Source organism: Sphingomonas sp. Leaf33, from assembly GCF_001421785.1.
Classification (GTDB): domain Bacteria; phylum Pseudomonadota; class Alphaproteobacteria; order Sphingomonadales; family Sphingomonadaceae; genus Sphingomonas.
This window is the reverse complement of record NZ_LMLB01000001.1, coordinates 1,310,580-1,329,707: the sequence shown is the minus strand read 5'-3', so window position 1 is coordinate 1,329,707 and position 19,128 is coordinate 1,310,580. Positions and strand designations below refer to the sequence as shown.

General features: G+C 67.3%; 19 protein-coding genes. 7 read left to right on the top strand and 12 right to left on the bottom strand.

Annotation, left to right across the window (positions count from 1 at the left end; all coding sequences use genetic code 11):
- The first annotated feature begins 80 nt into the window (after positions 1–80).
- From sppA to ASE86_RS06590, 3 genes are all read left to right on the top strand, one after another.
- A complete protein-coding gene (sppA, locus tag ASE86_RS06600; protein ID WP_056423846.1) occupies positions 81–1,964 on the top strand; it encodes a signal peptide peptidase SppA in 1,884 nt (627 codons plus the stop codon).
- Positions 1,958–2,518 carry a GNAT family N-acetyltransferase gene (locus tag ASE86_RS06595; RefSeq protein WP_056423844.1) on the top strand — a complete coding sequence of 187 codons (561 nt, stop codon included), beginning with the start codon at positions 1,958–1,960 and terminating at the stop codon, positions 2,516–2,518. Before sppA ends, ASE86_RS06595 begins: the two co-directional genes overlap by 7 nt.
- A gap of 131 nt (positions 2,519–2,649) precedes the next feature.
- Positions 2,650–4,809 (top strand): TonB-dependent siderophore receptor, encoded by a 2,160-nt coding sequence (locus ASE86_RS06590; protein ID WP_056423842.1) that lies wholly within the window; start codon positions 2,650–2,652, stop codon positions 4,807–4,809.
- 21 nt (positions 4,810–4,830) lie between these two features.
- On the opposite strand, the gene ASE86_RS06585 is transcribed toward ASE86_RS06590, so the two are convergent.
- The gene (locus ASE86_RS06585) at positions 4,831–5,931 is read right to left on the bottom strand and encodes a fatty acid desaturase family protein (protein WP_056426722.1); all 1,101 of its coding nucleotides are present in this window, start codon (positions 5,929–5,931) and stop codon (positions 4,831–4,833) included.
- Positions 5,932–6,065: 134 nt separating this feature from the next.
- On the opposite strand from ASE86_RS06585, the gene ASE86_RS06580 reads away from it, so the two are divergent.
- On the top strand, positions 6,066–7,217 hold the full coding sequence (locus ASE86_RS06580) for a hypothetical protein (RefSeq protein WP_056423840.1): 1,152 nt from the start codon (positions 6,066–6,068) through the stop codon (positions 7,215–7,217).
- A 143-nt stretch (positions 7,218–7,360) separates the two neighbouring features.
- Here the strand turns inward: ASE86_RS06580 and xth are convergent, their stop codons facing one another.
- From xth to ASE86_RS06540, 9 genes are all read right to left on the bottom strand, one after another.
- Positions 7,361–8,131, bottom strand: a complete 771-nt coding sequence (gene xth, locus ASE86_RS06575; protein WP_056423838.1) for an exodeoxyribonuclease III — start codon at positions 8,129–8,131, stop codon at positions 7,361–7,363.
- The gene (gene erpA / locus ASE86_RS06570; protein ID WP_056423836.1) at positions 8,131–8,469 is read right to left on the bottom strand and encodes an iron-sulfur cluster insertion protein ErpA; all 339 of its coding nucleotides are present in this window, start codon (positions 8,467–8,469) and stop codon (positions 8,131–8,133) included. The genes xth and erpA overlap by 1 nt, the downstream gene beginning before the upstream one ends.
- A gap of 38 nt (positions 8,470–8,507) precedes the next feature.
- The gene (locus ASE86_RS06565; protein WP_082441848.1) at positions 8,508–9,194 is read right to left on the bottom strand and encodes a M23 family metallopeptidase; all 687 of its coding nucleotides are present in this window, start codon (positions 9,192–9,194) and stop codon (positions 8,508–8,510) included.
- Between the two features lie 111 nt (positions 9,195–9,305).
- Positions 9,306–10,115: a ferritin-like domain-containing protein gene (locus tag ASE86_RS06560; protein ID WP_056423834.1), complete on the bottom strand. Its 810-nt coding sequence runs from the start codon at positions 10,113–10,115 to the stop codon at positions 9,306–9,308.
- The gene (locus ASE86_RS06555) at positions 10,112–10,570 is read right to left on the bottom strand and encodes a peroxiredoxin (RefSeq protein WP_056423832.1); all 459 of its coding nucleotides are present in this window, start codon (positions 10,568–10,570) and stop codon (positions 10,112–10,114) included. The genes ASE86_RS06560 and ASE86_RS06555 overlap by 4 nt, the downstream gene beginning before the upstream one ends.
- Positions 10,567–13,254 (bottom strand): bifunctional [glutamine synthetase] adenylyltransferase/[glutamine synthetase]-adenylyl-L-tyrosine phosphorylase, encoded by a 2,688-nt coding sequence (locus ASE86_RS06550; RefSeq protein WP_056423830.1) that lies wholly within the window; start codon positions 13,252–13,254, stop codon positions 10,567–10,569. Before ASE86_RS06550 ends, ASE86_RS06555 begins: the two co-directional genes overlap by 4 nt.
- Before the next feature lie 283 nt (positions 13,255–13,537).
- Entirely contained in the window at positions 13,538–14,191 is a 654-nt protein-coding gene (locus ASE86_RS06545) for a sigma-70 family RNA polymerase sigma factor (protein WP_056423829.1), read from the bottom strand.
- 79 nt (positions 14,192–14,270) lie between these two features.
- On the bottom strand, positions 14,271–14,420 hold the full coding sequence (locus ASE86_RS16300) for a hypothetical protein (RefSeq protein ID WP_200911493.1): 150 nt from the start codon (positions 14,418–14,420) through the stop codon (positions 14,271–14,273).
- A 57-nt stretch (positions 14,421–14,477) separates the two neighbouring features.
- Positions 14,478–15,281: a response regulator gene (locus ASE86_RS06540; RefSeq protein WP_056423827.1), complete on the bottom strand. Its 804-nt coding sequence runs from the start codon at positions 15,279–15,281 to the stop codon at positions 14,478–14,480.
- Between the two features lie 256 nt (positions 15,282–15,537).
- On the opposite strand from ASE86_RS06540, the gene ASE86_RS16205 reads away from it, so the two are divergent.
- From ASE86_RS16205 to ASE86_RS06530, 3 genes are all read left to right on the top strand, one after another.
- Entirely contained in the window at positions 15,538–15,699 is a 162-nt protein-coding gene (locus tag ASE86_RS16205) for a NepR family anti-sigma factor (RefSeq protein ID WP_235524007.1), read from the top strand.
- 10 nt (positions 15,700–15,709) lie between these two features.
- The gene (locus tag ASE86_RS06535) at positions 15,710–17,284 is read left to right on the top strand and encodes a sensor histidine kinase (protein WP_056423826.1); all 1,575 of its coding nucleotides are present in this window, start codon (positions 15,710–15,712) and stop codon (positions 17,282–17,284) included.
- Positions 17,285–17,576: 292 nt separating this feature from the next.
- A complete protein-coding gene (locus ASE86_RS06530) occupies positions 17,577–17,711 on the top strand; it encodes an entericidin A/B family lipoprotein (RefSeq protein WP_056423824.1) in 135 nt (44 codons plus the stop codon).
- 80 nt (positions 17,712–17,791) lie between these two features.
- Here ASE86_RS06530 and tatC read toward each other — a convergent pair whose 3' ends face one another.
- Together tatC and tatB are read right to left on the bottom strand one after the other, a co-directional pair.
- Positions 17,792–18,553, bottom strand: a complete 762-nt coding sequence (gene tatC / locus ASE86_RS06525) for a twin-arginine translocase subunit TatC (RefSeq protein WP_056423821.1) — start codon at positions 18,551–18,553, stop codon at positions 17,792–17,794.
- Positions 18,550–18,996, bottom strand: coding sequence for a Sec-independent protein translocase protein TatB (tatB, locus tag ASE86_RS06520; RefSeq protein WP_056423819.1), 447 nt, complete (start codon positions 18,994–18,996; stop codon positions 18,550–18,552). Before tatB ends, tatC begins: the two co-directional genes overlap by 4 nt.
- Positions 18,997–19,128 lie beyond the last annotated feature (132 nt).

The window sequence follows — 19,128 nt, the reverse complement described above, 5'->3', positions numbered from 1 at the left end:
TGCAATACAGCCCGTTGCCCCTGCCCCGCCCCTCGGCTAGGACTCGGGTTAAACCTCCCCTCTCGAAAGTGCCGACAACCGTGAAATTGCTGCGTGGCGCGTGGAAGCTGCTGGTGGGCATCAAGGACTTCATGGTCCTGGCGCTGCTGCTGATGTTCTTCGGCATCCTGTTCGCGGCACTCAACGCCCGTCCCGGCGCGAAGACGATCACGCCGGGTGCGCTGGTCATCGATCTCGACGGGCGCGTCGTGGAGCAGCCGGCGGAGGTCGATCCGTTCGCGGGCCTGAGCGGCGGCGAAGTGCTGCGCGAGGCGAGTGCGCGCGACGTCATCCGCGCGCTCGACACGGCGCGCGGCGATGCCCGGGTTAAGGCGGTCGTGCTCGATCTCGATCGCTTCGCCGGCGGCTATCCCGCGACCGTCGCCGACGTCGCGTCGGCCGTGCGCCGGGTGCGCGACAGCGGCAAGCCGGTGCTCGCCTATGCGACCGGATACATCGACTCGAGCTATCTGATCGCGGCCAATGCGTCGGAAGTCTGGATGAACCCGCTGGGCGGCACGCTGTTCATGGGGCCGGGCGGGTCGCAGCTCTACTACAAGGGGCTGATCGACAAGCTGGGGATCAACGTCCACGTTTACCGCGTCGGCCAGTTCAAGTCGGCGGTCGAGCCCTATACCGAGACGCAGCAGTCCGCGCCCGCACGCGCGGCGAGCGAGGCACTGTACGGCACGCTGTTCAGCCAGTGGCGCGAGGCTGTCGCCAAGGCGCGGCCCAGGGCGAAGATCGCCGACCTGATCGCGCGACCGGCCGAGCTGGTGCGCGCTGCCGGCGGTGACATGGCGAAGATGAACGTCGACCTCGGGCTGGTCGACAAGCTGGGCGACCGCACCGCGTTCGAGGCGCGGGTGGCGCGACTGGCCGGCGCAGGTACGGCCAAGCGCGCGGGCAGCTTCGCCGCCATCCCGATGAAGGACTGGGTCGCGGCCAACCCGCTGCCGACCGGCGGCAGCAAGGTCGGGGTCGTCACCGTCGCCGGCGAGATCGTCGACGGCAAGGCGAAGGCCGGCACCGCGGGCGGCGAGACGATCGCCAAGCTGATCCGCGACGGGCTGGCGAAGAACGACTTGAAGGCGCTGGTCGTCCGCGTCGATTCGCCCGGCGGATCGGTGATGGCGTCCGAACAGATCCGCCAGGCGGTGCTCCAGGCAAAGGCGAAGGGCCTGCCGGTCGTCATCTCGATGGGCGGCCTGGCTGCGTCGGGCGGCTATTGGGTGTCGACCGCGGGCGACACGATCTTTGCCGAACCGAACACGATCACCGGGTCGATCGGCATCTTCGCCGTGCTGCCGAGCTTCGAGAACGCGCTCGCCAAGATCGGCGTGACCGCCGACGGCGTGCGCACGACGCCGCTCAGCGGTCAGCCCGACGTGTTCCGCGGCTTCACGCCCGAACTCGACGCCGTGCTGCAATCGTCGATCGATGCGGGCTACATGCGCTTCATCAACCTGGTCGCGAAATCGCGGCGGATGACGCCGGCGCGGGTCGGCGAGATCGCGCAAGGCCGCGTGTGGGACGGCGGTACCGCCCGCCAGATCGGGCTGGTCGATCGCTTCGGCGGGATCGACGACGCCGTCGCCGAGGCGGCGCGGCGTGCCAAGATCGATCCGGCAGCGGTCGAGCGCGTGTATCTCGACCGGCCGGTCAGCTGGCAGGCAAAGTTCGCCGAGACATTCGCCCGCGACCCCGACGACGCGAACGACGCAGCCGGTGGCGATGCCTTCGCCCGGATCGCCGCCGATCGCCGCGCGGTGTTCGCGCAGGCCATCGCCGACGCACGCCGGCTGGTCCGGGGCCCGTCGATGCAGGTCCGCTGCCTGGAATGCGCCGCGCTGTCGCCGGCGGCGCCTGCGCCCGCCGACCGGACGATCGCCGAAACCCTGCTCGCAAAGGTCCTGCAATGGTAAGCATCCGCGCCGCGCGTCCCGAGGACGCTGCCACCATCGCCGCGATCTACGCGCCCTACGTGCTGGGCGGCACCGTGTCGTTCGAGACCGAGGCCCCCGACGCGCGCGCCATCCGGACGCGCATGGCCGCATCGGACGGGTTGTATCCGTGGATCGTCGCGACCTCGGGCGAGGACGACGCCGCGATCCTCGCCTATGCCTACGCCACCCGGTTCCGGGATCGTCCGGCGTATAAATGGACGGTCGAGACGTCGGTCTATGTCGCCGGTGCGGTGCAGGGCCAGGGCGTCGGACGCCTGCTGTACGAGGCGCTGGTCGATACGCTCCGCGCACAGGGCTTCATCCAGGCGATCGGCGTCATCTCGCTGCCCAACGATCAGTCGATCAAGACGCACGAAGCCGTCGGTTTTCGCCGTGCCGGCGTGTACCGCGAGATCGGCTACAAGCAGGGCCGCTGGATCGACGTCGGTTTCTGGCAATGTACGCTGCGCGACACCGCCACCCCACCCGCCGACCCGCGGCCATTCCGCAATGTCGGCGTGGTCCGCGGCTGAGGCGGAACCACACCCCCTGATGCTTGAATGTAATGTTGCAACATTGCATTGACATTCTGTGCCGCGTTCGCGATGGCCCAGCACCCCCGTCCTGACGCGGTGGACCCTGATCTGGCCGAGGACTTTTCGACATGACGCGACTGCCCTCCCTGTACGCCGGTCCGATCGCCGTTGCCCTGATCGCGTCTCCCGCCTCGGCGCTACCGACGTCGGACACCCCGCCGGTTGCAGCCGACGCGGAGGACCAGGGCGGCGAGATCACCGTCACCGGGGTGCGCCAGCCCTATCGTGGCACTTTCGCAGTCGTCGAAATCCCGCAGGCGATCAGCGAGATCAGCGCGGAAACGCTGGAGCAGAATGTGATCCTGCGCCTGACCGACGCGCTCGACCTCAACGCCTCGATCGCGCGGCAGAATACGCTCGGCGGCCTGTGGGACGCGTTCGCGGTGCGCGGCTTTGCCGGCGACGAGAACCTGCCCAGCGGCTATCTGGTCAACGGCTTCAATGGCGGTCGCGGCTTCGCCGGTCAGCGCGACACCGCCGGCATCGCCCGGATCGAAGTGCTGAAAGGGCCTGCTGCCGCGCTGATCGGGCGCGGCGAGCCCGGCGGCACCGTCAACATCGTCACCAAGCAGGCCGAGATCGGCCGCACTTTCGGCACCGTGTCGGGGCAGTACGGCAGCTTCGATCGCTGGCGGGCGGAGGGCGACGTGAACCTCGCGCTGACGAGTACGCTGACCGCGCGGCTGATCGGCTATGGCGAGACAGGCAATTCGTTTCGTGACACGCTGTCGCAGAATCGCTGGGGTTTCCTGCCCTCGATCGGCCTGGCGATCGGGCCCGACACGCGCATCACCTACGACTTCGAAAAGACGCGCACGGCCGTGCCGTTCGACCGCGGGATCGTGGTGCTGAACGGCAATTTCGACACCGTACCCCGCACCCGCTTCCTGGGCGAGCCCGGTGACGGCGCCACCGTCGCCCGCGCGACCGGGCATCAACTGCGTGTCCAGCACGACTTCAACGACAAGTGGAGCCTGCTGCTGGGTGGCAGCCTGCGCGACACGCTGCTGACGGGCGCGTCGTCGGATGCGGAAACCGTCGCGTCGCGGCAGAAACTGTTCGTCGACGGACGATCGCTGTCGCGCCAGCGCCGCTCCCGCCGCTACGATTCCGCGCACGGTGTCGTCCGGGCCGAACTGGCGGGCGATTTCACGACGGGCGCGCTGCGGCACCGCGTGCTGATCGGCGCGGATCACGACCGGTTCGAGAACGACCAGCTCTTCCTGCGCTTCCGCCCGCCCGTGGTCGCGGCGCAGGGGAGCGATGCGGCGGGGTATATCCTGAATCTCGCCGACCCGGTCTACGGCCGCTTCCCCCTGCCCGTGCCTGGCCGCCAGACCGACCGCGTCGACACGCAGCGCGCGACCGGCGTCTATGCTCAGGACCAGATCACGCTAACCGACCGTCTGCAACTGCGCGTCGGCGGCCGGTACGACCGCTATTCGCTGCGCGTGAACAACCGCCTGACCGGCGTGCAGAGCGAACGATCGGACAGCCGCTTCAGTCCGCAGGTCGGCGCGGTGTATCGGCTGAGCGAACCGCTGACGCTATACGCGGCCTATGGCGAAGGCTTCCGCGCGAACATCGGCACCGACGTCGCCGGCACGATCTTCGCGCCCGAAACGTCCAAGAATCTCGAGGCCGGCGTGAAGCTGACCGCGTTCGGCGGGCGATTGAACGGCACGGTCGCGGTATTCCAGCTCGACAAGGCAAACGTACTGGCGAGCGATGCCAACAATCCCGGCTTCTCGGTGGCGATCGGCCAAGCGCGCAGCCGTGGTATCGAGCTCGACCTTGCAGGGCGACTGCCCGGCGACATCGATGCGTTGCTGAGCTATGCCTACATCGATGCCGAGGCGCGGTCCGGCGTGCTCGATCCCAATTTCTCGTTCCGGATCAATCCCGGCGACCCGCTGATCAACATTCCCGACCACACGATCAACGCACAGCTGTCGAAAGCGGTAAAGGTCGCAGGGCGCGCGGGGTCGTTCGGCGGCGGGGTGCAGCATGTCGGCGCTCGCGCGGGCGAGACGGGCACACGCTTCGCCCTGCCCGCCTATACGCTGGCGCGCGTGTTCGGCGAGGTCGATCTGTTGCCGGGGCTGCAGCTGTTCGGCACCGTCAGCAACCTGTTCGACACGCGCTGGTTCGCCAGCAGCTATACCCAGCTCTGGGTCCAGCCCGGCGCACCGCGTACCGTCACGGTGGGCCTGCGCGCGGCATTCTGAAGCCTTGGCTCGAGCCGGACGTCAGCGCCGCCCGAGCGTCGACCGAACCAGCCGATCGAGCAGACCGGGCAACCCGGCATAGCTCGCCTTGTGGTACAGCGAACCAGTTTCCAGCGTTGCGGTCAGGCGGCGGTGCGCCTCGCCCAGCGCGTGGTACGGCACGCCCGGCAGCAGGTGATGCAGCGCGTGATAGCGCAAACCGACCGGTGCCCACAGCATCGGCAGGAGCGCCGGCGGGGGCACGTTGACCGAATCGAGATACTGCGCGGTCACGCTCATCTGCTCGCCGTCGTTCTCCCACAAATGGGCGACGAGGGTGCGGACCTGATTGAGGACCATCGTCGCCGACAGGATGCCGAGGTAGATCGCAAGCGCGCGCAGCGGCAGCACGCCCGTCATGACCAGCACGATCAAGCCGATCGCCCAGGCGCTGGTGGCGATTTCTAGGCGGACCCACAGCTTGCGATAGTCATCCTTCATGTCGCGGCGACGAAAGGCCGGATTGATCGCGAGTGCCGAGAAGCGCGCGGCGATCGTCCGCCGCAGCGCCGGCACCGCCAGAGACAACGGCGACAGCACGGCGAAGCGGAACAGCAGCGCGATCGGCGCGAGCGCGGAGGCAACGACGAACAGCGGCACCGACCACGGCTTCATCAGCGCCAGCGGCAGATACTCGGGGTCATCGACGGTGCCGTAACGCGTCTTGGCATGGTGCAGCGTATGCACCCCTTCGTACATGAACGACGGGATCAGCAGGGGGACGCCGACCAGCGCGTTCCAGCCGGCCCGGAAGCCCGGCACCTGTGCGTGCTTCATGTGGCTGACTTCGTGAATGAAGCTGCCAGCGCGGTAGAGCGCCAGGACCGCAACGATGCCGCTGGCGATCGCCAGGCCGAGCGACGGTGCCAGGATCGCGCCCGCCAGTCCGGCATAGCCGATGAAGGCCGACGCCAGCATGTCCGCCCAGTATATCTTCGGATTGGCCGCGTGCAGATCGCGCGCCAGTTCGGCCGCGGTGCGCAGCAGCGTCTTGTCGTCGACGATCCTGTCCGCTGCGGCGCGCGGCTGGACTCCGGCCCAGGCACCCGGTGCCCGGCGGTCGAGAGTGGCAGTCGTGGTCATAACCTGGTCCATTGCCTGAAAATAGTGGCTGCATGGTGGCGATACGAGGGGCAGCGTGCGCGGAAAACTCGCTTGCTATGATCGATTGCGCCCGTCACATCGGCGCCGCAAAGCCGCAATACCGAAAGCCTCCAATGGCCGACATCACCATCCGTCCGATCTCGTCGAAGGCCGATTACAAGCGCTTCGTCGACCTGCCGTTCCGCCTGTACGCCGACGACCCCAACTGGGTTCCGCCGCTGAAGGGCGAGGCACTGGGTCTGTTGCTGCCGGAAAAGAACGGCTGGTTCAGCCACGCGAAGGCGCAGCTGTTCCTGGCCGAGCGCGACGGTGCGCTGGTCGGGCGGATTTCGGCGCACATCGACACGCTGGCGCTGACCATGCCGGCGGAACAGGGCTTTGGCCCCGGCGTCGGGCAATGGGGCCTGTTCGACGCGGTCGACGGCGATGTCGCCGCGCGGCTGATCGCGACCGCCGAAGATTGGCTACGCGGCCAGGGCATGAGCCGCGCACTCGGCCCGGTCTCGATGTCGATCTGGGAAGAGCCGGGTCTTCTGATCGAAGGCTTCGACCATGCGCCGACGATCATGATGGGCCATGCCAAGCCCGAATATCGCGGCTGGATCGAGGCTGCGGGCTACACCGGCGTCAAGCAGCTGCTGACCTACGAGCTGGACATTACCCAGGAATTTCCGCCGATCGTGCGGCGGATCATCCAGTCGGGCGAGCGCAACGAGCGCATCCGCGTGCGTGAGGTCGATAAGTCGAAGTTCGAGGAAGAAGCCGCGATCATCCTCCACATCCTGAACGACGCATGGTCGGACAATTGGGGCTTCGTTCCCCTGACCCCGCCCGAGATCAAGGACGTCGGCGTCAAGCTGAAGCCGATCGTGTTCAACGACCTGATCCGCATCGCCGAGCTGGACGGCAAGCCGGTCGCGTTCATGATCACCCTCCCCGATCTCAACGAAGCGATCAAGCCACTGAACGGCAGCCTGCTGCCCTTCGGCTGGGCCAAGCTGTTGCTGTGGCTGCGGCGCCCGAAGGTGCGCACGATGCGTGTCCCGCTGATGGGCGTGGTGAAGGAACTGCAATCATCACGGATGGCCAGCCAACTCGCCTTTATGATGATCGAATATATCCGCCGCGCCTCCGTCCAGCGCTACGGCGCGACGCGCGGCGAGATCGGCTGGATCCTCGACGACAACCAGGGGATGCGCTCGATCGCCGAGACCATCGATAGCCGGGTGAACAAGGTCTATCAGGTGTACGGCAAGGATCTGTGAGCGGCGGGTGGAGGCGCGTGCCCCGCCCGCCCGTCCGGCTCGGTTGGCGTCCAGCGGATCGACCCCAGCGCCGCCCGGACCCCGAAGTTGTCCGCTGACCGTAGAAGTTGGTGCTCGCATACGCGCCGGGGCGCCGGGGGTTTCTACTGGAGCATCACCCAGGTCGGTGCGTGATCGCTGGCCTTTTCCCGGCCGCGATAATCCTTGTCGACGCCGGCACCGACGAAGCGGTCCGCCGCTTGCGGGCTGAGCAGCAGATGGTCGATTCGGAAGCCCGCATCGCGCTGCCACGCACCGGCCTGGTAGTCCCAGAACGTCCACACGCCCCCGCGCGGGTGCTGCGTGCGGAGCGCGTCGGTCCAGCCCTGGGCGAGCAGTGCGCGGTATCCGGCGCGGCTTTCGGGCTGCATCAGGGCATCGTCCTGCATCACGCGGACGGAGAAGGTGTCGTCGTCGTTCGGTATGACGTTGTAATCACCCGCGAGTACGACCGGCAATTCCTCTGCCAGCAGCGCCTGCGCGCGAGCGGCAAGGCGGTCGATCCAGCGCAGCTTGTAATCGAACTTCGGCCCCGGCTGCGGGTTGCCGTTGGGCAGGTAGATCGACGCGATCACCACGCCGTTCACCTCCGCCTCGATATAGCGGCTGTGGTCGTCGTCGGGTTCGCCGGCCAGGCCCTTCTGCCGCTCCACCGGCTGCGCGTCGCGCGCAAGGATCGCGACGCCGTTGAAGCCCTTCTGCCCGTGCCAGACCGCGCCGTAACCGGCCGCCTCGATATCCTTGAGCGGCAGCGTGTCGTCGGACGACTTGAGTTCCTGCAGGCAGACCACGTCGGGCTTCGCCTCGTCGAGATATTCTAGCAGCCGCGGCAGCCGGGCCTTGATCCCGTTGACGTTGTAGCTGACGATCCGCATCAGACGGAGAAGCTGGAGCCGCAGCCGCAGCCCGACGCGGCCTGGGGATTGGTCACGCGGAATGCTGCGCCACCCAGGCTCTCGACATAATCGACGCTGGCGCCGCGCACGAGGTCCAGGCTGATCGCATCGACCACCAGCCGCACGCCATCGGTTTCGGCGGTGGTGTCCTCGGCCGCCGGCGCATCGGCCAGCTCGAACTTGTACTGGAAGCCGGAACAGCCGCCGCCGTCGACGGCGAGGCGCAGGATCGCAGGCTTGTTCTGGCGGACCGCGATCGCGGCAACCCGCGCCGCAGCGGACGGGGTCAGGGTTATGTCAGGAAAGGCTGTGGCCATGTCGAGCGAGATAGGATGCCCGAGCAGTCCAGACAACCTCAGTGGTCGGCCGACGACGGTCCGCCGACGCCACCCGCCGCATCCATCGACGGCAGCGTGGTCATGCTGGCGACCTGCATATACGGCGTCGGGTTGACGGCGTGGCCGTCGATGCGGACTTCGTAGTGCAGGTGGCTGCCGGTCGAGCGACCGGTCGAGCCCATCAGGCCGATCAGCTGGCCGCGCGACACGCGGGTGTTCGGTGCGACCAGAATCTTCGAGAGGTGGCCGTAGCGGGTCTCGATACCCTTGCCATGGTTGATCTCGACCAGGTTGCCATAGCCGCCGGCGCGCTCGGCGCGGCCGATGACGCCGTCGGCGGTCGCGTAGACCGGAGTCCCGATCGGACCGGGGATATCGACGCCGGCGTGCATCGCGGCGGTACCGCGGAACGGGTCCGAACGGACACCGAAGTTGCTGGTGAACGACAGGCTGGCGACAGGATGGGCGGAGGGGATGGAGATAACGGTGGATTCGGTGGTGTCGAGCTTCTTCCAGGTCTGGAACAGCGCCTGGAACTGCTGGTCGCTGGCGGCTGTCGTCGTGCCGGTTTCGGCTGCGGCGACGGTTTCAAACGGGCCGCCGACCGCGGGCTTGGTTTCGGCCTGGGCCAGCGCCGGCATGGCTACCGCGGCGGCGAACAGACAGGTTCGAGCAATCTGGCCCGTGAACGTCGAAAAGGTCATCGATCCCCACACTTCCAAAGCGCCCGCGCGCCCTGAAGCGCGAACGAGAAACACCGTGTCAAAATTTGGAGCCCCCTCCGCTTCCTGACGATCGTGGGGATGCCGGCAAGCTTAAGTCTGAGCAATAGCCGCGTAGTAATCGCGCGTCAGACCGGCAGTCTCGCGCGCCGAGTCGTTGAACGGCGGCTTAATCGTCCCGCGAAAATGACGCCGGACGCGGTCGTGCCACGTCGTGATCGGGTCAAGTCCTTGCGCCGCGCAGCCGAATCCGAACCAGCGCGACCCCGCCGCGACATGGCGGACTTCGTCGTTCAGGATGCGATCCAGGATCGCGGCTGTCGCGGTGTCGCCGACCGCGGCGAAGCGGTCGCGCGTCGCCGGGGTTACGTCCAGCCCCCGCGCCTCCAGCACCATCGGCACGACCGCGAGACGCGCGAGCGCATCCCGTGCCGTATCGCTCGCGGCCTCCCACAGGCCGTCGTGCGCGGGCATCGCGCCGTAGACACTGCCGAACGCGCGCAGCCGCCGGTCGAGCAGCGCGAAATGCATCGCCTCGTCCGCGCCGACCGCCATCCAGTCGTCGACGAAACCCCGCGGAAAGGCCTGTCCGAAGCGACCCACGACATCGAACGCCAGGTCGATCGCGCCGAATTCGATGTGCGCGAGCGCGTGGATCAGCGCGGTGCGGCCCCGCTCCGACCCGCCCTTCCCGCGCTTCGGCATCCGGCTGGGCGGCAGCAGTTCGGGCCGCTCGGGCCGCGCCGGGCGATCGGGCATCACGACATCGAAGACATGGGTAAGCCGCCCGAGCCGCCAGTCGCGCGCAGCGGCGCGCGCCAGACGGATCTTCTCGCGCGGCTCGCCGGCCAGCAGGACGCCGCGGACCGCAGCGGCGATGCTGGTCACGCCGTCATGGCTCACAGCGCCTTGGCGGCCGCAAGCACGGCTTCCGCATGACCGGGGACCTTCACCTTGCGCCACGCCTTGGCGAGCGTGCCGTCGGCACCGAACAGGAAGGTCGAGCGGTCGATGCCCATGTATTTCTTGCCGTACAGGCTCTTTTCCACCCAGGCACCGAACGCGTTCAGCACGGTGCCATCGTCATCGTCGCTGGCGAGCGGGACGGACAGGCCGTGCTTGGCGGCGAACTTCGCGTGCTTGGCGGGCGGGTCCTTCGACACGCCGAGCAACGCGACACCGGCAGCGGCGAAGTCGTCGGCCAGCGCAGAGAAATCCTGCGCCTCGCGGGTGCAGCCCGGCGTGTCGTCCTTAGGATAGAAATACAGCACGAAGGGCTTGCCGCCGTAGTCGGCCAGCCGGATCGGGCCGTCTGCGCTGGCCAGCGTCAGATCGGGAATCGCATCACCTTCGGTCACATGTCGTCTCCTCGTGCGTCGGCCCAGGCCGTGCGGACGGCTTGGCGAACAGTATCGAGCCGCTGCAGTACCGCGTCGAAATCGTCCAGCCCGAGCGCGCGGGCGAGCAGCGCGCGCGTCGCCTCGGACGGCGGCTGGCCATCGGGGGCAACCAGCCGTGCGGTGACCAGCAGGCGGGTCAGGAAATCATGCGCGTCGCGCATGGCCCCGTCGATCAGCCCGGCCGCGACCAGCGCGTCGATCGCGCGCCCCAGATGCGGGTCGAACCCGGTGCGATGGACCAGCTGGAGGACGTGGACGGCGAACTCCAGATCGACCAGCCCGCCCTCCAGCAGCTTGGCATCGAGCGGGCCCGACGGCGGTTTGTGCGCGGCCATGTCGGCGCGCATCTTGGCCGCATCGGCGCGCACGTCGCGCTCCGGCCGGTCTCCCAGCAGTACTCGGTCGATGATCGCCTGCACCGCAACACGCGCCGCAGCCGATCCGAAAATGGGCCGTGCGCGGGTGAGCGCCATATGCTCCCACGTCCAGGCGCTCTCGCGCTGGTAGCGTTCGAACCCGTCGAGCGAGACGACCAGCGGCCCCGACACGCCCGAGGGTCGCAGGCGCGTATCGATCTCGTAGAGCGGCCCCGAGGCGGTCGGCACCGACAGCGCGGCCGACACCCGCTGTGCCAGGCGATTGTAATAGAGCACCGCGCCGAGCGGCTTGGCTCCGTCCGACTCGCTCGCGAAATCGCCGGTGAAGAGGTAGATCAGGTCGAGGTCCGACGCGTGGGTCAGTTGCGCGCCGCCCATCCGGCCGAGCGCCAGGATGACGAGTTCGCTGTCGGGCACGCGCCCGTGGACCGCGACGAACGCTGCGACCGCCGCACTTGCCAGCACATCGATCGCCCCTTCCGCCACGCGGGCGTAGCCGGCCGACACGTCGAGCGGGTCGCTGGCGCCAGCCAGGATCTGCGCGCCCAGAGCAAAGCGTTTTTCGTTCACCACCTTGCGCACGCGGTCGAGTTCGCGTTCGTAATCGTCGCCGCGTTCGCCGGCGCGCATCTCCGCCGCCAGCGCCGGCACGTCGCCGGGTAGATCGAGCGCCGATGCATCGATCAGCCCGTCGAGCAGGTCGGAGCGGCGGCCGAGCTGGTCGGCGAGCGTCGGGGCGTGCGCCAGGATCGTCGCCAGCAACGCGAGGAGCGCCGGGCGCGCCGCAATCAGCCGCAGGACGTTGATCGCGGTCGGCAGCCGCGCGAAGGTCGCGTCGAGCCGCAGCAACGCGCGGTCGGGATCGGGCGCGTCGCCGATCGCGGCGATCAGCGCGGGCAGGACCGCTGTCAGCGCCTCGCGCGCGGCTTCGCTGCGCAGCGCCGGATAGCGGCCGTCGCGCCAGCTGGCGATCCGCGCCTCGGCCGCCGCGGGATCGGCAAAGCGGCCGGTGTCGGCGTCCGCGGTGGCGATAGCGGCAACCGGCACCTGCGTCGGCCGATCGCCATCCAGTGCGTCATAGACCCGCCCCACCCGCTCGACATGCGGACGCAGCAGGCCGAGCAGCTCGGCGCCGTCGCGGACCCCGTGCAGCCGCGCGACACGGTCCAGCGCCTCGAGCTGCTTCGGCAGGACATGGGTCTGGCGATCGTCGACCATCTGCACGCGGTGCTCGATCGTGCGGAACAGGGTGTAGGCCTCGGCCAGCGCCCGCGCATCGTCGGGGTCGATCCGGCCCGCTGCGGCCAGCGCGGCCAGGGCATCGCGTGTGGCGGGCGTGCGCAGAGCCGGTTCGCGCCCGCCGTGGATCAGCTGGTGGATCTGCGCGAAGAACTCGACTTCGCGGATACCGCCGCGGCCGCGCTTCAGGTCGAAGCCGGGGCCGAACGCCTGCCCCTGCGCATGGTGGTCGCGGATGCGGCGCGAGATACCGCGGATTTCGCCGATCGTCCCGAAATCGAGCGCGCGCCGCCAGACGAACGGCCGGATCGCGGTCAGGAAGCTCGCGCCGAGCGCCTGGTCGCCGGCACAGGACCGTGCGCGAATGAAGGCGGCGCGCTCCCACGGCAGCGCCTGCGATTCATAATAGCCGATCGCGGCCTCGACCGGCAGCGCGATCGGCGTGACTTCGGGCGACGGGCGCAGCCGCAGGTCGACGCGCAGGACATAACCGTCGCCGTCGCGCGCCTGGAGCAGCTCGACCGCGCGCCGCCCGACTCGCACCGCCGCGTCGTCCACGTCGTCCCGCTCACGGTGAGCCAGCGTCGCGGGATCGAAGATCAGGATGGGGTCGATATCGGACGAATAATTTAGTTCTCGGCTACCCTGCTTGCCAAGCGCGATCGCGGCGAACCCGTCGGTCGGCGCCCCCGGTACCCGCTCGGCCACTGCGATGCGGATCGCGCGGTCGAGCGCGCGGTCGGCGAAATCGCTCAGAGTCTGCGTGATGCGGGTCAGGTCGTAGCGGCCCGACAGGTCGCCGATCGCGACGACCAGCGCCAGCCGCCGCCGCGCCAGGCGCAATCCGCGCGCGGGCGGTTCGTCGGCGACCGCATCCAGCAACGCAAGCGGATCGGCCAGCCAGTGTTCCAGTTCCGCCACGACATCGGGATCGCGCCGGATGATGTTGGCGAGAAAGTCGGAGCCAGCCTCGGCTGCCGCAAGGGCATCGGACAGCGCTCGTACGGGCAGAGCGACGCCTGTCATAGCTTTGCCACAGCCCGTCGCCGTTCCGCACGAGATCGGCAACAAATCGTTAGCTGGCGAGTTTTAGCGCCATGGTTCCCGCTGCGCACGATACGAATGCCCCTTATGTCGTCGCGTCGCCGCGTAGCAGCGACGCGGTCGGCTCGGCGTTGCGCACGGCCTACCGTGACAGCCGGCTACCCGACGATATGCTGACATTACTCGGGAAACTCAACGACGCACCGCGCAGCCGCGACCACTAGGCAATCCACGGTCCGGGGAAACATACCCTGCTGACGATCACCTAGTTACGCTGATCACGGCTCAGATCGTCGACCTCATCCATGATCGAATCGAGCGCGCTCTTGTCGCCGTCCTTGTGTTCGCGCCGTGATGGCAGCCGACCTTCGGTCAGGATGCTTTCCAGCGCCACACGCCCGCGCGCGACACGGCTCTTGATCGTACCGACCGCGACACCGCAAATGTCGGCCGCTTCCTCATAGGCGAAGCCCCCGGCCCCGACGAGGATTAGCGCCTCGCGCTGCGGCTGCGGCAGATGAAGCAGCGCGCGCTGCATGTCGGTCAACTCAACGTGACGATCCTGACTGGCGGGAGCCGCCAGCAGGCGGTCGGCGACCAGATCGTCCCACTCGCCCTTGAACCGCGCGCGGCGCATCTGGGAGAGGTAGAGGTTGCGCAGGATGATGAAGGTCCAGGCACGCATATTGGTGCCGGCCTGAAAGCGCTGGCGCGCGGCCCACGCCTTCAGCAGCGTTTCCTGCACCAGATCGTCCGCCAGATCGCGACTGCCCGACAGCGAGCGGCCGAACGCGCGCAGATGAGGAATGACCAGCGCCAGCTGCGCCTTGAATTCGGGATCGCTGAGCGCGACGTGCGGCACCGGCTCCGCAGGCGCGGCCGAGCCGGTCTCGTCGTGATCATGCGCGGTCTGTATCATGGAAGTCCGATCGGGAACGGGTCTCAAACATAATGCGCCGCCGCTCGATTGCGAGGAACGGCGCAAATTATCCCGTTCGTCAGGTCAGGAAATAGATCAGGGCGAAGATCACCACTACAAGCACCAGCGAAATGCCGAGGATATACCGCGTCATTCCGGGCGTCGCGCCGGCACGGGCGCGATTGGTGTCGATATGCTGATGACCTTCGGAATCGATATGGTTCGACATAAGCGGTCAACCCCCCAGGACCGTTTTGGGTCCGTAATTTTCTCGTAACCGGCAGCCTCAGGCCACCGGCACCGTCGCTTCATCGAAGAACAACGCTTGGCTGATCGCCGCCTTCACCGTCGACCGCTGGAACGGCTTGGTGATGAGGAACGTCGGCTCCGGTCGCTCGCCAGTCAGCAGGCGCTCGGGGAAGGCGGTGATGAAGATGACCGGCACGTTAAATTCGGCCAGGATGTCCTTCACCGCATCGATGCCCGAGCTGTCGTCGGCCAGCTGGATGTCGGCGAGCACCAGACCTGGACGATCCTCCATCGCCAGCGCGACCGCTTCGTCACGCGTCACTGCGACGCCGGTGACTTCGTGGCCCTGGTCGCGGACGATCGATTCGATGTCCATCGCGATGATCGGCTCATCCTCGATGATAAGGACGCGGGCGCGGGTCTGCTTGTCGATTTCCGACAGAGCGTCGGTCACCAGATCGTCGACCTCTTCCGGGGTCGCGTCGATCAGATACGCGGTATCTTCGGTCGAGAAACCTTCCATCGCGGTCAGCAGCAGTGCTTGGCGCGACAGCGGGGCGACGCGGGCGAGGCGGCGTCGAGCGATCGCTTCGTGACCGCTGGACCCATCGTCTTCGGGCAGGGCGCGATTGTCGGCGTGCGTCGACGACCAGATCGCCTGAAAGGTGCGATAGAGCCCCAGGCGAGGGTCGACATCCTTGGGGAATTCCTCTGGCGCCGCGACGATCGCTTCCAGGGTCGCGCGGACGTACTGATCGCCTTCGGACTGGCTGCCGGTCAATGCACGGCCATAGCGCCGCAGGAAAGGGAGGTGCGGCGAGAGCTGCTGTCCAAGCGACATGTTCGATCGAAACTCCTAATGGGACGCCCAACGTGTGGCGGCGCCCGGTCCTTTGCAATCGTCTAGAAAGCCGCTTGTCGGCCCCCTCCCCGATATTTCGCAAGCACTGGAACAAACGAGGCGGTCTTTGGTTTCATCGCCGTTCCAATCCGGATATGCGCACATACCGGACAGAATGCCCGCCAAGGTCTTGCCGGGCTTATTTTTTTTGGTTCGCGTATCCGTCCCGATACATCGGGACGCTCAGGGGGACGAGGTGGCTTCCAAGACGGACGACGACAAGACGCCTCGGCAGAACGGCGGCAAGGGTGGTGGACAGGAACGCGATGTCGGTGAGGCATTGCGCGCGGTCTATCATGACGCCGCGTCCGAAACCGTTCCCGACGAGATGCTGGAATTGCTGAAGAAGCTGGGATAGTCCGCCGCGGATGACGGACGCCTCGCTTGCGCAACCGGCCCTGGTGCCGAACGGCCGGTTTGCCCGGTTGCCGACCGGCGCCAAACTCTTCCTGATCCTGAGCGTGGCGCTGTTGCCGTTCGCGCTGATCATCACCTTTGCCGCCTATCAGACGACGCGCGTGTCCGACGGCGAGAATCAGGCGCGCCTGAGGGTCGCGACGGCCGAAGCGGCGCGCACGATGACGATCGAGTTGGTCGGCGACATGACCGCGCTGCGCTCGGCGCTCGACGCGATCGAGCGCGATCCCGCTGACGCGCTGAGCTGTGCCCGGGTGCGCGGCGTATTCGCGCCCGATCTGGGTGCCGGCGGGGCCTTCGGGATACACGACGCCGCCGGTCGCCTGCGATGCGGGAGCGACGTACCCCCCGCCGACGCATCGGACGGCGCTGCGGTTGCCACCACGATCACGCCCGATCGCGGGCTGACGCTGACCGTCCGCGGATCGGGCGGGCAGGCACGCGCGACCGCCTTCTTCCCGACCGCCTTCCTGACCGCGCTCAGCCGGCCGAGTGGCTTCGTGCCCGAATATGGCGCCGAGCTGCACGACGACCAGGCGGTATTGCAGCTGCGCCGGCTCGACGGTCCGCTGCTGGCACGCCGCGACAGCCTGACCATTCCGGTCGGCCTGTCCGACCTGGAACTGACGATGACGATGGCGAGCACGCCGATCACATCGCCGGTGCTGATCGCGATGCTGCTGCCGCTGCTGATGTGGGCGGTTGCCGCCAGCGTGGGCTGGTTCGTCGTCGACCGGATGCTGATCCGCCCGCTCAGGCGGCTGCGCACCAGCGTCGTGCAATATCGGCCCGGCAGCTCGTTCGACGTGATCTCGATCGGTGCGGTGCCGGCGCATGAAATCCGCGAGCTCGATCAGGCGTTCCTCGGGCTCGGGCGCACCGTCCAGGCGCACGAAAGTGACCTAGCGGAAGGGCTCGTCCGCCAGACCCGTTTGACGCGTGAGGTGCATCATCGCGTCAAGAACAACCTGCAAGTCATTGCGAGCCTGATTAATTTCCACGCTCGTGGATCGAAGTCGAAGGACGCGAGCGCGGCCTATGCCTCGATCCAGCGGCGCGTCGATGCGCTGGCGGTCGTTCACCGCCATCACTTCGCGGAAATGGAGATCAACCGGGGTCTCGGCCTGCGATCAGTGCTGGGCGAACTGTCCGCCAACCTGCGCGCCACTGCACCCGAGGGCGGCGCGCGCATCGCGCTCGTGCTCGACATCGATCCGTTTTATGTCAGCCAGGATACCGCCGTCGCGGTCGCCTTCCTGACGACCGAGCTGGTCGAGCTGGCGATGACGATCGCGCCGGCGTCGCAGGTACGGATTTCGCTGAAAGCCGACCCGGCGTCGGAGGATCGCGCGATCCTGCGGATCAATTCGCCCGCGCTGGTCGAAGGCGACGCGCTGCGCGACCTGCTGGCGACGCGCTATGGCCGCGTGATCGAGGGCCTGTCGCGTCAATTGCGCACGAAGCTGCACCACGACCCGCTGGTCGGCGCGTTTGAAGTCGTCATCGCCGTCGTCGGCCGCGACTGAAGCGCGCCTCTGCTCAGATTTTTTGAATCGGTTTCGGAACCGCGGACACGACGGGCCGTTCTGCAAGACGGATAGCGACCTTATGCCCCCCCGCTCTCGCTATCCAAGACATAGGCCCGGAAGCGTCCACCCCCCCCCCCCCCCCGGTGACGCTTCCGGGCCTAAATTCTTTCCGGGGCTCTTCTCAAAATTATTGGTATCGTGGTTTTCCGACCGTCGCCGGCCGCGGCACGGGAACGAAGGCCGACCTCGATCATTGAGCGAGCGCAACCATTTTCGGGAGTGACCTTCCATGCGTAAGATCCTGACCGCGCTGACCCTCGTCGGTGCCTTGGCCGTAAGCGCCTGCAACACCGTCGAAGGCGTCGGCAAGGACGTTGCCTCGGCGGGCAGCACCGTCGCTAAGACGGCCGACAAGTCGAAGTAAGCCGATCGGCCCTCACAGGCAAAAATGGGCCGCGATCCATACCCGGATCGCGGCCCATTTTTTTGTGCGCGTCCTGAGCGTCAGGCGTCGACCGTAGCCGCCACCTTCGCGCGCTTGCGTTCGGTAAACCAGATGCCGATCAGCGCGATTTCGTAGAGCAGGATTAGCGGGATCGCGAGCATGAGCTGCGACCCGACATCCGGCGGCGTCAGCACCGCAGCTATGCCGAACGCACCGACGATCGCGTAACGGCGCGCGCCGATCAGTTGCTTGCGCGTGACGATGCCGGCGCGCTCCAGCAGCATCAGCAGGATCGGCAGCAGGAACGAGATGCCGAACGCGAACAGGAACTGCATGACGAACGACAGATACGGGCCGACTGTCGGAATCGCTTCCTGCTGCACGCCGCCCAGGTCACCCTGATAACTCAACAGGAAGTGCACCGCGATCGGGATCGCCATGTAATAGGCGAGCGCCGCCCCCATGGTGAACAGCACCGGCGTCGCCAGCAGGAACGGCAGCAGTGCCTTCTTCTCGTTCTTGTACAGCCCCGGCGCCACGAACTGCCACAGCTGCATCGCGATGATCGGGAAAGCGAGCATCATCGCGGCGAAGAACGCCACCTTGATCTGCACGAAGAACGCTTCGAACAGCTGGGTGAAGAAGATCTTGTTCTGTCCCGCCTGGACCAGCGGATGGACCAGGAACGAAAAGATCGGCCGCGCGAAATAGAAACAGACGGTAAAGCCCAGCACGACCGCGATGACGCAATACAGCAGGCGGCGGCGCAGCTCGATCAGATGGTCGAGCAGCGGGGCCTGGGTGTCGTCGATATCTCTCATGACGGGGTCTTGTCGGCAGGCGGCGGCGGAGTGTCGCCGGAAGGGGCAGGAGCGGCAGGCTCGACGACGGGCTTCTCGACCATCACCGGCGGATGCTCGCCGTCAGCCATGGGTTCGGGCGATTCCGTGCCGAACACCGGCGGCTGTCCGGGGGTATGTGCGTCGGGCGTGTCCTGCGGCGCCGGCAGCGCGGCGGGGGTCGGCGTCATCGGATGCTCGCGCATGATGCGCGCATTTTCCTCCGCCCACTTCTTCTCCATCTCGGCCAGTTCCGCCTCGCGCACCATCGAATCGAAGCCCGAACGGAATTGCCGCGCGACACCGCGCGCCTTGCCGACCCACTTGCCGACAAACCGCATCGCCTTGGGCAAATCCTTCGGTCCGATCACCAGCAGCGCGACGATCGCGACCAGCAGCAGTTCGGTAGGAGCTACGTCGAACATCTAGAAGTAAAGCCCTGCACCGACCCTGTTCGGGCCGGACGTGTCAAAGCCCTGTCCTTCTTCGCATCCGAAGAAGTGCAGCCCTTCGACACGCTCAGGGCGAACGGGAATGGTATGACGCGCTTCGATCAC

Excerpts from the sequence above, each read along its gene's own strand:
- ASE86_RS06595 (WP_056423844.1), top strand. The coding sequence starts at position 1,958 with ATGGTAAGCATCCGCGCCGCGCGTCCCGAGGACGCTGCCACCATCGCC.
- ASE86_RS06590 (WP_056423842.1), top strand. The coding sequence starts at position 2,650 with ATGACGCGACTGCCCTCCCTGTACGCCGGTCCGATCGCCGTTGCCCTG.
- ASE86_RS06585 (WP_056426722.1), bottom strand. The coding sequence starts at position 5,931 with ATGACCACGACTGCCACTCTCGACCGCCGGGCACCGGGTGCCTGGGCC.
- ASE86_RS06580 (WP_056423840.1), top strand. The coding sequence starts at position 6,066 with ATGGCCGACATCACCATCCGTCCGATCTCGTCGAAGGCCGATTACAAG.
- xth (WP_056423838.1), bottom strand. The coding sequence starts at position 8,131 with ATGCGGATCGTCAGCTACAACGTCAACGGGATCAAGGCCCGGCTGCCG.
- erpA (WP_056423836.1), bottom strand. The coding sequence starts at position 8,469 with ATGGCCACAGCCTTTCCTGACATAACCCTGACCCCGTCCGCTGCGGCG.
- ASE86_RS06565 (WP_082441848.1), bottom strand. The coding sequence starts at position 9,194 with ATGACCTTTTCGACGTTCACGGGCCAGATTGCTCGAACCTGTCTGTTC.
- ASE86_RS06550 (WP_056423830.1), bottom strand. The coding sequence starts at position 13,254 with ATGACAGGCGTCGCTCTGCCCGTACGAGCGCTGTCCGATGCCCTTGCG.
- ASE86_RS06545 (WP_056423829.1), bottom strand. The coding sequence starts at position 14,191 with ATGATACAGACCGCGCATGATCACGACGAGACCGGCTCGGCCGCGCCT.
- ASE86_RS16300 (WP_200911493.1), bottom strand. The coding sequence starts at position 14,420 with ATGTCGAACCATATCGATTCCGAAGGTCATCAGCATATCGACACCAAT.
- ASE86_RS06540 (WP_056423827.1), bottom strand. The coding sequence starts at position 15,281 with ATGTCGCTTGGACAGCAGCTCTCGCCGCACCTCCCTTTCCTGCGGCGC.
- ASE86_RS06535 (WP_056423826.1), top strand. The coding sequence starts at position 15,710 with ATGACGGACGCCTCGCTTGCGCAACCGGCCCTGGTGCCGAACGGCCGG.
- ASE86_RS06530 (WP_056423824.1), top strand. The coding sequence starts at position 17,577 with ATGCGTAAGATCCTGACCGCGCTGACCCTCGTCGGTGCCTTGGCCGTA.
- tatC (WP_056423821.1), bottom strand. The coding sequence starts at position 18,553 with ATGAGAGATATCGACGACACCCAGGCCCCGCTGCTCGACCATCTGATC.
- tatB (WP_056423819.1), bottom strand. The coding sequence starts at position 18,996 with ATGTTCGACGTAGCTCCTACCGAACTGCTGCTGGTCGCGATCGTCGCG.